This is a genomic window from Novosphingobium sp. AAP83 (assembly GCF_001295795.1).
Taxonomy (GTDB): Bacteria; Pseudomonadota; Alphaproteobacteria; order Sphingomonadales; family Sphingomonadaceae; genus Novosphingobium.
The window spans coordinates 1-11,884 of sequence record NZ_LJHY01000060.1 but is presented as its reverse complement, the minus strand read 5'-3'; the positions used below and the strand labels follow the sequence as shown (position 1 = coordinate 11,884).

Sequence of the window (11,884 nt, the reverse complement as noted above, 5' to 3'; positions counted from 1 at the left end):
TTCTAATAGTACGCATTGCGAGCCTTCTGGCCGATATTTTGCGACGTACCGCACCGCTTTCCGATGATTTTCCCACCAGGCTCCAAAAGGAGAATGCCGAAGTGCAGTGCAACTTGAGGACACGCGCCTTTGAGGATGTAGGCGACAGCCGCTTCCAGATTCACCATGTGTAATTCGACGTTGCCCACCTCAAGGCCCAGCCGGCCACCAATTGGTTTGCTATGAATAACGCGCTTCCGGTAAGGATTTGCCGTGAGCCTGCGCAACCATCCGCGCTGTAGCTTCGTGAGCACGGCCACAAGATTGGCGGGCACCTGGACGAGCAAATGACAGTGCCCACCCTTTTGATCACTATTCTCATGAACCCAAATCCAAGCGGTAGCGCTACCGTGTCGTGCCATTGCTATTGACAGCAGATCGGTAAAGCGTCCGGTCGCGCCAGCCATCTCATTCAGCGGCACACCAGCAGCCTGCCAGTGGATTGTGATCAGGCGTTTGCATAGAAGTAGCTTTGCGGTCGATTTCTAAGAAATTGGCAGTGCGCGCGCGATTGACCTGAGGGCTACAACCATTTTCCATTTTACTTCGCGCCATTGCTTGTCGTTGGAGCCGTTACAATGGCATCATGCGGAGGCCTTGATAATCGCGCTTAGAGCCTAAAGTTGACCGTTGCTCTAAAATTGCTACTTAACAGTATAAACTTAGCAATCCGTGGGAGAGCGGCGATGGTAACAGCTTCACAGGTCATGCTCACGGCAACAGAGAGGGTCACGCTGGGGGTTCCGGCTGCCGAAGCGGTGGCGCAGGAGGCGGCAACTCGCGGGGCAAAGCGCGTGTTCATTCTCGCGAGTAGTTTTCTTAACCGCCAGACCGACGAAATACGTCGGATCGAAGGCGCGCTTGGGAAAAGCCACGCCGCGACGTATGATGGCATCCAGCCGCACGCACCGCGCAGCGATGTGCTTGCCGCTGCAAACGCTGCGCGTGCGGCGGGGGCTGATCTGGTTGTCACGGTTGGCGGTGGTTCGGTGACAGATGCGGGCAAGATACTGCTGATTTGCCTTAAGCACAACATCACCACAGTTGAACAGTTTGACGACTACCGGGTGCGTGTGGACGATGAAGGCAACATGGTACTGCCCGATTTCGCCGGGCCTGACGTGCGCGTGATCTGTGTACCAACCACGCTTTCGGGCGGCGAGTTCAACCCGCTTTCGGGCGCAACGGACGAGGCGATCAAGCTCAAGCAGGCCTATACCCAGCGAGAAATGGTGCCTATCTGCGTCGTGCTTGATCCTGCTATTACGGTGCACACGCCGGAGTGGCTATGGCTTTCGACGGGAGTGCGCTCGGTCGATCATGCTACCGAGACGCTGGCATCGTTCCTTTCCAACGATTTTTGCGACGGCATTGCCGACAGCGCGCTGCGCCTGCTTGCGGCGGGGCTCCCTGCGGTGAAGGCCGATCCCGGCGACCTTGATGCTCGGCTGAAATGCCAAATCGGCGCCTGGCAGTCGATGATCCCAATCATCGGCGGCGTGCCGATGGGTGCCAGCCACGCCATCGGCCATGTTCTGGGTGGTACCTGCGATGTGCCGCATGGCCATACCAGTTGCGTGATGTCGCCATTTGTACAGGCCTTTAACCTCTCAGTGAACGCAGATCGGCAGAAACGCATCAGCGCCTGCCTTGGTGATACATCGTGCCCAGCTTCTGAACTCCTTGATGCGCTCATTCGCGAGCTCGGCATGCCGCGTTCGCTCCGCGAAGTGGGCGTGCGCGAGGACCAGTTGGAGCTGATTTCGGAGTACACCCTGGAAGACATCTGGGGTCGCACCAATCCTCGCACAATCAAGTCGGCAGCGGACGTGATGGAAATCTTGCGGACCGCGATGGGCTGATGCTCAACCTCGCAAAAGGCATTGATCTGGCTGACAACATGGAAAAGCCGAAGAAGAAGCGCATGACCGTGCAGCTAAAAGACGAAGTCGCAGCCTTCAAACGGCAACGCATTCTGGAGGAAGCGAGCCACTTCTTCTTCGCCAATGGCTATGAGGCGACGACACTGGATTCGGTGGCCGAACAGCTCAATGTCACCAAGCCTTTCATTTACTCGTATTATAAAAACAAGGGCGAGCTGCTCTTTGAGATCTGCCAGACCGGCATCCAGCTCTCGCTCACCGCACTGGAAGAAGCGCTGATGGTGGAAGGCAGCGCGACCGAGCAGCTGAAGATCGTGGTGGAGCGTGTTGCGCGTATCATTATCGAGAACCAGCGTTATGTTACGGTCTACCTGCGCGAGGAAAAGAGCCTCCTGCCCGAGGATGTGCGGCGCATCCGCGATCTGCGGCATAGATTTGATACGAAGCTGGCAGCGCTGCTGGAAAAGGGCAAGCGCAGCGGCGAGTTTGACGTCGTGGCACCTTCGCGCACCGCGATATGGGTTTCCGGACTCTTGAGCTGGATAGCGCTGTGGTATCACGATGGCGGGCGCTGGTCGGCCACCGAAGTGGTGATGGATGCGATCACCATGGTGCAGAAGATGGTTCAGCCAGTTGGAGGCGCGCATGTCTGATATCCAGACCCACAGTGATCCGCGCGTGTTAGACCGGCGCAGATGCGTGCTGCGCTACCTAATCGATGATTTCGCGGCCTCGCAGCCGGAGGCCGTCTATGCCGTGTTCGAGGATGGCGGGCAGTGGACCTATGGGCAGCTGCGCGATCTCGTCGTGCGCAAGGCAGCAGGGTTGCATAAGCTGGGTGTAGCGCGCGGGGACCATGTCGCAGTCTGGCTGCCCAACGGGCGCGAGGCGCTGGTCACGTTCTATGCGATCAATTACCTCGGTGGCGTGTTCGTGCCATTCAACACGGCCTATCGCGGCGCGATCCTTGAGCACGTATTGGCCAATTCCGATGCCAAGGTGTTGGTCGCTCACGACGGTTTGCTGGACCGGCTGGAGGGGATCGATACGGCAGCGGTGGCGACGATTATCACGCTGGGCGAGGGATCTGCCATCACAGGTTTCGCGCTGCATGATTTTGCAGCGGTGACCGGCGACGCGGCCGATCTGGCTCCGCTTTCCAGCCCTATCGAGCCATGGGACACGCAATCGATCATCTACACTTCGGGCACAACCGGACCGTCGAAGGGCGTACTGTCCTCGTACCTCCACCTCTACACCAATGCCGGGCCGGAAAGCTGGCACTTTGTGGGTGGCGAAGACCGCTTTCTCGTCAATATGCCGGTGTTCCATATCGGAGGACTGGGCATCCCGTTCGTGATGCTGGCGCGCGGCGGCTCTATCGCGCTGATGGAGAACTTCTCGACCGACACATTCTGGGATTTCGTCAAGCGCACCGAATGCACGGTGATCTTCCTCCTCGGCGTGATGGCCACTTTCCTGATCAAGCGTCCGCCAGGGCCAGAAGATACAGATCACGGCGTACGCAAGGCGTTCATGGTGCCACTGACCGAGGCTGCGGGGCCGTTTCACGAGCGGTTCGGGATCGACGTCTACACTATCTTCAACATGACCGAGATTTCCTCGCCCATCGTTTCGGAGTCCAATCCGGTAAAGCTGGGCACGTGCGGCAAGGCGCGCACCGGCGTCGATGTGCGGCTAGTCGATGCCAATGATTGCGCGGTACAGGTCGGCACGGTCGGCGAGATGATCGTGCGCACCGATCGGCCTTGGGCGATGAACCACGGCTATCACAAGAACCCGGAAGCGACCGCCCGCGCCTGGCGCAATGGCTGGTTTCATACCGGCGATGCCTTCCGCTGTGATGCAGAAGGCTATTTCTACTTCGTCGACCGCGTGAAGGACGCGATCCGGCGTCGGGGTGAGAATATCTCCTCGTTCGAGGTTGAAAGCGACGTGACCGCGCATCCGGACGTGCGCGAAGCGGCGGTGATCGGGGTGCCGAGCGAGTATTCGGAGGATGAGGTCATGGCAGTAATCGCCCCGGTTCCGGGTGCAAGCATCGATCCGGTGGCGCTGAGTGAATTCCTTGCGTCTCGGATGCCCTACTTCATGGTTCCGCGCTATATCCGCATCCTGCCCGAACTGCCCAAGACGCCGACGGCCAAGGTGATGAAGGCCGAACTGCGCGCAGAAGGCATCACACCTGATACGTGGGACCGGGAGAAAGCCGGGATCAGGCTGAAGAAGGAACGGTTGTAGGGTTTACCAACTGACGTCGAGCTTCGAAAGGCCCCTGAACATAAAGCCTTCCTGCCGCCAATCGGCACTGGCAACGTCGATCTCCAGGGTGGGAAAGCGCGTGACAAGCGAGGTTAGCGCGATCTCCCCTTCCAGCCGCGCCAACTCAGCCCCGACGCAAAAGTGGATGCCACCCCCGAACGATAGGTGTTTTGGCCCCTTGCGCTCGATATCGAAGCGGTCTGGATCTGTAAAAATGGCTGGATCGCGGTTGCCCGCTGCCACCAGTGTCAGCACGCGTTCGCCTGCGCGTACAATCTTGCCGCCCACTTCCGTATCGGTAAAGGCGGTGCGGTTGGTGCCGACAAGCGAGCTTTCATAGCGCAGGATTTCCTCGGTCGCTGATTCTGCAAGACCGGGATTGGCGACGAGCTTGGCCCATTGCTCAGGGAACTTGGCGAGCGAGAGCAGGCCATTGCCGATCATGTGCGCGGTAGTCTCGAACCCGGCACCGAAAAGCCCGATGGCGACAGTCGCCATTTCGTGATCGGTAAGCGGGCCGTGCTCGTCGCGCGCGTTGCACAGCGCGGTGGCCAGATCATCGCGCGGGGTGCGGCGGCGCTCGGCAAATACCGCGCCAAAGAAATCCATCAGGAAATCCATCTGCCGGTTGGCAAGGCCCAGTTCCGCATCAGAGAATGCGCGCATTTCGAACACCACAAAGGAATCGGAAATCGCCTGATTGAGCGCGGATAACACCTCGTCCGAGGTTTCTTCGGCTGAGAGGCCCAGCATGTCGCACATCACCAGCGTGGGAAAGCGGTATGCAAACTGGTGGATCAACTCCATCCGGCCTTCGTCCGTCACCGCATCGAGCAGCCGGTCGGCAATGGCCTGCACGCGCGGACGCATTTCGATCACCCGCCGTGCGGTCAGTGCCTGGGTGACAAGCCCGCGCACGCGGGTGTGGCGCGGTGGGTCCTGATAGAGGAAGATCTCCGAAAGCCAGCGGTAAGCCGAATGTGAGAGCACATCGAAATGCGGCCCATAAAACAGGCGGATATTGGAGAGGAAATCGCCTTGCCCGAAGTTCGTGCGGTCCATCAAGACCGCACGAACATCCTCGTAACGGGTCGCCACCCAGAAGCCGAGCGGCGAGAAATGCATCGGCTCGGCATCGCGCAGGGCCTTGAAGATCGGATAGGGATCCTGCTTGAGTTGCGGGTCCGTCAGATCGAAAAGCAGGCCTTGCGCCATGATCTAAACTCCTGCCTTTAGAAGTTCGCTCCGAAGGTCACGCCAAAGGTGCGCGGCGGAGCGAGCGAGCCGACCCGGACGCTGTTGAACAGCGGCGCGGTGATGATGTTGTTGGTGATCACCAGCTTGTTGCCAAGGTTGCGACCCCAAACATCCACGGTGAACTTGTCATCGGCAGAGGTGAACCGCAGCCCTGCATTGATCAACGCATAGGCTGCCTGCGTGGCATCAGCGTTGTTGAACTCGGTGAAGAACACTCGGTCCTGCCAGTTCACTTCGGCGCGCGCATTCAACTTGCCCGCCGAACCGATCAGGATGTCGTAGTTCGCGCCAGCGCGGAACGAAAATTCCGGCGCGTTAGACAAGCGGTTCCCTGCCAGATTAACCTGCGCAAAGCCCTGCCGGTAATCGCCACTGGTGAACTGGCGATACTTGGCGCTGAGATAAGTGCCGAACAGTTCGAGCGTCAGCCCCGGGACGGGCTTGGCGCGCAGTTCCGCTTCGATACCATAGTTGCGCGCCGAGGCAGCGTTGACAGTAGTGACCACGCTACTGGCATCGACGAACCCGACCTGCAGGTCAGTATAGTCCATGTAGAACCCGGCGATATTGGCCTGTAGCTTGCGGTCGGCAGTCGTTGTTTTGAGACCGACTTCATAGCTCCACACATATTCGGGGTTGATCACATCGTTGCGCGAACCAACGTTGATCACGCCCGATTTGAAGCCGCGTGTTACCGAAGCATAGACAAGCGTAGCGTCGCTGGCCTGATAATTGAGCGTGACAGTGGGAGTGAAGGCATTCCAACCCTTGGCCTTGTCGGTATTGACGCCACCGAGGAAATCGAAGGTGCCTACACCTTTACGCTTTTCGTGGCTGAAGCGGCCACCGGCGGTAAGTTTGAGTTTGTCGGTGAGCGCGTAACTGCCCTGTGCATAGACGCCGATGGCATCAATGTTGACCGTGCCGAACTGTAGATAGTTGGCGCCGTCAAACGTGTTCGCCGGCAGGCCGAACAGGACGCCAAGGTTGGTGAGCGGGACGCGCACGCTGCCGAACAATTCTTCGTTGAAATACATCGCGCCCAGCAGCGCATCGAACTTCTCGCTGCGGTAAGTCGCGACGAATTCCTGGCTGAAGGTCTTGCTGGTTTCGTTGTAGTTGTTCTGGCCGAACATGTTGGCGTTCGAGCCATCAAGGTCGTTGCGGTTAAAGCGTTCAAAGTTGCGATAGGATGTGATCGATTTGATGTCCCAATCACCCGGTGTCCAAGCGATCGTGCCAGTGAAGCTATAGCCATCGCGCTGGTTGAGCGCTTCCTGATCGGAATAGATGTTGCGCAGGTTTGGTTGGCGGCCTGCGGCTGCGGCCACAGTGAACAGTGATTGGCCACCAATCAACGAGCCAAGCGCATTTTCCGGTTGCACGGTCGGGCCGAAATAGTGGAACGCGTAGTTGCTGTCATCCTCATTGAAATACTCGCCAGAAATGAGGATTTCGAGGTCTTCTGCGGGCTTTGCCAGAATGCTGCCGCGGACAGCATAGGCATTACGATCGTCAATATCCTGACCGGTGAACTCATTGATACCATAACCGTCACGCCGGTCATACTTACCAGCAACGCGGACCATGAGCTTGTCGCCGGCCAATGGTCCGCCAACTGCGCCTTCAAGAGAGACCGCGTTGTAGTTGCCATAGCTCGCGCGGACATAGCCGTCGATTTCTTCGGTTGGACGCTTGGTGATCAGGTTTATCGCGCCAGCGGTAGCGCTGCGGCCATAGAGCGTGCCCTGCGGCCCGCGCAGCACTTCCACGCGCTCCAGATCATAGAAGCCTGAAAGCTGTGCCGCTGGACGGGCGATTTGCGCACCGTCCTGAAGGAAAGCCACACCGCCGTCTGCGCCAAGGTCGATGCTGGTAAGGCCGATGCCGCGAATGAAGATGCGGTTCACGCCGAACTGGTCACCCACCGAAAGGTTGGGGATGGCAGTGGCCAGTGATGCAACGTCCTTCACCCCGCCAACGCCGAGCGCAGCCTCGGAGACAGCGGAAACAGAAGCCGCAACCTTGGAGAGAGATTCCGAACTGCGCGTGGCAGTGACGATGATGTCAGTGAGGCCTTCTGTCGGCGGTGCGGCGTCCTGCGCCATGGCGGGAGAGGCGACGAGCGCAGCTCCGGAAAGTAGCAAGGCCAGCAGGACTGGGCGTGTGGCGCTGCTGCGCACCAAAGGTTGGTTCATGTGAACTGCCCCCAACGCGGAAAACTGCGTGCGCACCATGTTCTCTCCCCTTTTTTGCCGCAATCTGAACTGCGTGCATTTTTATCTACTGGTGCGTAGCTAACTGACAAGCTAAGTAGATTGCAAGCGGTAATCATGGGACTACTCTTGGCCGAATAGAGTCTGAAATCGGTCACGGTCGATGTGGTGCTGCTCGATTTAGCGTTGTTGCCCTCTTGGTTGGTTGACCACTGGAAGATGGCCAAGGCCCTAAAAGCAAAGGATTTCGCCCTAAAATGCACAAGGCTGCACCGGAAGTTCACGCAGAACTTGCCAATGGCCAAGCCATTTCCGGCATCTGCGAACCCGAATTCGCCGGGGTCCTTAAGGCTTTCCAAGCCAACTTTGCCGAGCGCAAGGAGGTGGGCGCAAGCGTATGCATCACCCATCAGGGGCGGACTGTGGTCGATTTATGGAGCGGGTTTGCCAATCCCGAGACGGCACAACTTTGGTCTCGGGATACAGTCTCGATTGTCTATTCCTGCACCAAGGCCGCGACCGCGCTGTGCCTGCATATGCTGGTTGATCAGGGGCGGGTGACTTATGAAACGCTGGTTGGCGATATCTGGCCGGAGTTTGCGTCTGGCGGAAAGGAAGCGACCACGGTCGGGATGATGCTGGCGCACACTTCGCCGGTGCCCCACGTGACCGATCCGATCAAACCGGGCGGATTGGCAGACTGGGATTATATGACAGCGCGCGTTGCCGCAGAACCTGCGCACTGGGTGCCGGGTACGCGGCAAGGCTATCACGGCGTTACTTATGCCTGGACGGTAGGACAGCTTGTACGGCTGGTTTCGGGCCTACCGTTGGGCGCGTTCTTCCAGCAGCATGTTGCCGCCCCCATCGGGCTCGACTTTCATATCGGTTTGCCGCAAAGCGAAGAGGTACGCGTTGCACCAATGATTGCGCCCGATCCGGCGGAGGTCAACTTTAGCTCGGCCTTCTTCCGTGCTGCGACCACGCAGCCCGGTAGCTTGCCCAACTTGTTCCTGACCAATCTTGGTGGTGCAGATTTCAATTCACGAGAGATACACGCAGCCGAGATTGGCAGCGCCAACGGCATTACCAACGCGCGCGGCCTTGCGCAGATGTATGCGCCATTAGCGAATGGCGGCGGAGGGCTCGTTTCGGCCGATACGCTCCACCGCATGGGTCGGGTCAGTGCTGCTACGCACAACGACGCTGTGATCTGTCAGCCGATGCGCTTTGCCATGGGCTTCATGATGAGCACCGACAATCGGCGGTCGGGCGGGGACAGTCTGATCCTTGGCGAGACCGCCTTCGGCCATGTTGGCATGGGTGGTAGCGTCGGCTTTGCCGATCCGGTGCAAGGCCTCAGCTTTGGTTACACGATGAACCGCATGGGTGCAGGTATCCTGCTTAACGCGCGCGGCCAATCGCTGGTCGATGCAGCCTATCGTGCGGCAGGGCTGAAATCGAATGCCAGCGGGGCGTGGCGTTAGACCAGGACGCTTGGAGCATGCCCCGAATGGCGCGCGCGAGATGGGTGATGGATCTAGGGTCATTGCGATCTGTGATTGGTTATATTTACTAGTCGGTAGATATCTCTTATTTGAGGTATACTCGGGTGACAGCGTCTGATCCGAGGCAACAAGGAATAACATGAACTGTCTGAAGATCACTGACCGCCCGATCGCACAGCAGGCGGTCGACCGCGCCATGTTGCGGCAGGGTGTTGATGAGGCAAACGTTCCTGCGCTGCTGATGGTGCTGGTCCAGCTGACCGGCGACCGTCGTTATCTGGAGCCACCATACGCGCCGAGCCGGGGCAAGGGACTTGATGACAACGACAGCGGCGGTTTGCCCGAGGACGTGCAGATGCAGGTCCGCAATGCGGCGTGGGATGCGATCATTGCATGGATCGATGGCCGCGAACCCGCGCTACCGCGTCCGGCTAATTCTGATCTGGCCGCGATGCTGGCCGTTGCTATGACCGAGGCGGTGCCCTCTGAATATGGCGATATCGTCGCCGCCACGATGCAACTTGATCCCGTTGCCGCACCAGCGCGCCCGGCAAAGCCGCTTAGCGCGATCATCATCGGGGCGGGCATTTCGGGTATGGTCGCCGCCGTGCGGCTGCAAGAGATGGGCATTGAGCATGTGATCTTCGAGAAAAACACCGAGTTCGGTGGCACTTGGTGGGAGAACCGCTATCCGGGCTGCGGTGTCGACACGCCGAACCTGACCTACACCTTCTCGTTCCGTCCCAACGACTGGTCTGCATTCTTTCCATTGCGTGACGAAATCGAGAATTACCTGCTTGATACTGCGCTTGCGACAGGGCTTTACGAACGCGCGCGTTTCGGTACCACGGTGGAGCGTGCCGAATGGCAGGACGAAAGCAGCCAATGGGAAGTGACCGTACTAACACCGGACGGTACGAAGCAGGTTCACCACGCCGACATCGTGATGAGCGCAGTTGGCATCCTCAATATGCCAGTGGTTCCGGATATCATGGGTCTTTCGGACTTTTCCGGTCAGATCGTCCATACGAGCAATTGGCCCACAGGCCTCGACCTCAAGGGCAAGCGCGTTGCCGTGGTCGGCAACGGCGCATCAGCCATGCAGGTGGTGCCTGCGATTGCTGATGACGTCGCCGAGATGACCGTATTCGCGCGCTCCAAGCAATGGGCAGCGCCCTTTCCACAGTTCAGAAAGCCTGTGCCGGCGGGCGTGCGTTATCTGATGCAAGTCGTGCCGCTTTATCGCGCATGGGTCGAGCAACGGCTTTCCTGGACGTTCAACGACCGGGTCCATGGCACTTTATTCCGCGATCCGGATTGGAAAGAACCAGCCCGCGCCGTAAACGCGATCAATGACGGGCACCGCGAATTCTTTACCCAGTACGTCCGCGAGGAACTCGGGGAGCGGCAGGATCTTTTACCGCTGGTGCTGCCGGATTACCCCCCTTTCGCCAAGCGCATGCTTCTGGACAACGGCTGGTATCGCACCTTGCGCAAACCCCACGTTCACTTGGTGCCACAGCGCCTTGCCGAAGTGCGTGGTTCCACGCTGATAGCCGAAGATGGACAGGAGATCGAAGCGGACGTGCTGATCCTGGCTACCGGTTTCCAGGCGGCAAATGTGCTTGGCTCTTATGAGATTGTCGGACGCGATGGACGTGATTTGCACACGTTCTGGGAAGGCGACAATGCCGCCGCCTATCTTGGCACGCTGGTGCCCGGCTTCCCCAATTTCTTTATCCTGCTCGGCCCCAATGTAGGTTCCGGCCACGGCGGTAGCATGATCCGTAATATCGAGAACCAGGCGCACTATGCAGTACAGGTGATTGAGGCACTGGTGCAGTCTGGCGCCGATGCAATCGAAGTGCGCGAGGATGTCTATGCCGGTTACAAGGCAAAGATTGATGCCGCGCATGAAAAGCTGGTCTGGACGCATCCCGGCTCAACCAACTGGTATCGCAATTCGCGCGGGCGCGTGGTGGCGATCACGCCATGGCGCAACGATGCCTTCTGGCGGATGACTCGAGAGGCAAAGCAGGAAGACCTTACCTTCACCGTAAGGCCCGAAAGCTCCGCAGAGCAGGCCGCCTGATGCTCACAAAAGGCGGCGCCAGCACGGGCACAAGTGCATGAACGTATTGGCAGCACACGACCCAGCCTACACCGTTCAACGGCAGCGGCACGAGCGGCAGCTTATGCCGAATCCCGCCAATCAATGGACAAGCAGCAATCGTGAGCAATTCCACCTTATCGTGATCGTTGACATGCATACGTTTACGGATTTCCTGTGCGAAGTTCGGTGTCGATAGGATTTCGAACAGTTTTCTCGCGATTCGACCGCAGTCCCAGTGGCGTTCGAGACAAGAATATTGCCTTCGATAACCAGCGGCTCTTCCAAGAAGATGGCACCATAGCTCTCCAACTCGGCTTGCTATTTGGCCGCCTTCTTGGCGGAAAATGCTTGCTCGTCGGCCGTTGGGCTTCCCAGCGGCGACCAACGGCAGGACGCTTGCACAAACTTCGGTTATCGGAGTCTGTCGTTGATTGAAGCTGTGGATTACCCTGAGGAACGATGCGGACAGCCGCTTCCCCAACGCCGATCAAGCCCAGTCTTAAACTGAGTCTTTTCCGGCATTTAGATATTTGGTCCCGGGGATTGATGGTGCATTATCCATGCAGGAATGGAAGGATGCGCTAT

Annotated in this window: 8 protein-coding genes; 5 read left to right on the top strand and 3 right to left on the bottom strand. The window is 58.6% G+C overall.

Features of this window, described 5'->3' with window-relative positions; all coding sequences use genetic code 11:
* Nucleotides 1-2: 2 nt before the first annotated feature.
* Nucleotides 3-461: a hypothetical protein gene (locus IP81_RS17860; RefSeq protein ID WP_197274696.1), complete on the bottom strand. Its 459-nt coding sequence runs from the start codon at nt 459-461 to the stop codon at nt 3-5.
* A gap of 264 nt (nt 462-725) precedes the next feature.
* Here IP81_RS17860 and IP81_RS17855 point away from each other — a divergent pair, with 264 nt between their 5' ends.
* Genes IP81_RS17855 through IP81_RS17845 form a run of 3 tightly spaced genes read left to right on the top strand, consistent with a single transcriptional unit; the run spans nt 726 to nt 4,184 of the window.
* Nucleotides 726-1,901: an iron-containing alcohol dehydrogenase gene (locus IP81_RS17855; RefSeq protein ID WP_054109361.1), complete on the top strand. Its 1,176-nt coding sequence runs from the start codon at nt 726-728 to the stop codon at nt 1,899-1,901.
* Nucleotides 1,901-2,575, top strand: a complete 675-nt coding sequence (locus IP81_RS17850; protein WP_054109360.1) for a TetR/AcrR family transcriptional regulator — start codon at nt 1,901-1,903, stop codon at nt 2,573-2,575. Before IP81_RS17855 ends, IP81_RS17850 begins: the two co-directional genes overlap by 1 nt.
* On the top strand, nt 2,568-4,184 hold the full coding sequence (locus IP81_RS17845; RefSeq protein ID WP_054109359.1) for an AMP-binding protein: 1,617 nt from the start codon (nt 2,568-2,570) through the stop codon (nt 4,182-4,184). Before IP81_RS17850 ends, IP81_RS17845 begins: the two co-directional genes overlap by 8 nt.
* Before the next feature lie 3 nt (nt 4,185-4,187).
* On the opposite strand, the gene IP81_RS17840 is transcribed toward IP81_RS17845, so the two are convergent.
* Complete coding sequence (locus IP81_RS17840; protein WP_054109358.1) at nt 4,188-5,420, bottom strand: cytochrome P450; 1,233 nt, start codon at nt 5,418-5,420, stop codon at nt 4,188-4,190.
* 17 nt (nt 5,421-5,437) lie between these two features.
* A complete protein-coding gene (locus IP81_RS17835; RefSeq protein ID WP_054109376.1) occupies nt 5,438-7,660 on the bottom strand; it encodes a TonB-dependent receptor in 2,223 nt (740 codons plus the stop codon).
* A gap of 275 nt (nt 7,661-7,935) precedes the next feature.
* Here IP81_RS17835 and IP81_RS17830 point away from each other — a divergent pair, with 275 nt between their 5' ends.
* Together IP81_RS17830 and IP81_RS17825 are read left to right on the top strand one after the other, a co-directional pair.
* On the top strand, nt 7,936-9,165 hold the full coding sequence (locus IP81_RS17830; protein ID WP_054109357.1) for a serine hydrolase: 1,230 nt from the start codon (nt 7,936-7,938) through the stop codon (nt 9,163-9,165).
* Between the two features lie 160 nt (nt 9,166-9,325).
* A complete protein-coding gene (locus tag IP81_RS17825) occupies nt 9,326-11,278 on the top strand; it encodes an NAD(P)/FAD-dependent oxidoreductase (protein WP_082356291.1) in 1,953 nt (650 codons plus the stop codon).
* The last annotated feature ends 606 nt before the right edge of the window (nt 11,279-11,884 follow it).

What these genes read in the sequence shown, in the direction of transcription:
- IP81_RS17840 (WP_054109358.1), bottom strand. Translation starts at nt 5,420, where the DNA reads ATGGCGCAAGGCCTGCTTTTCGATCTGACGGACCCGCAACTCAAGCAG.
- IP81_RS17825 (WP_082356291.1), top strand. Translation starts at nt 9,326, where the DNA reads ATGAACTGTCTGAAGATCACTGACCGCCCGATCGCACAGCAGGCGGTC.
- IP81_RS17835 (WP_054109376.1), bottom strand. Translation starts at nt 7,660, where the DNA reads ATGAACCAACCTTTGGTGCGCAGCAGCGCCACACGCCCAGTCCTGCTG.
- IP81_RS17850 (WP_054109360.1), top strand. Translation starts at nt 1,901, where the DNA reads ATGCTCAACCTCGCAAAAGGCATTGATCTGGCTGACAACATGGAAAAG.
- IP81_RS17830 (WP_054109357.1), top strand. Translation starts at nt 7,936, where the DNA reads ATGCACAAGGCTGCACCGGAAGTTCACGCAGAACTTGCCAATGGCCAA.
- IP81_RS17855 (WP_054109361.1), top strand. Translation starts at nt 726, where the DNA reads ATGGTAACAGCTTCACAGGTCATGCTCACGGCAACAGAGAGGGTCACG.
- IP81_RS17845 (WP_054109359.1), top strand. Translation starts at nt 2,568, where the DNA reads ATGTCTGATATCCAGACCCACAGTGATCCGCGCGTGTTAGACCGGCGC.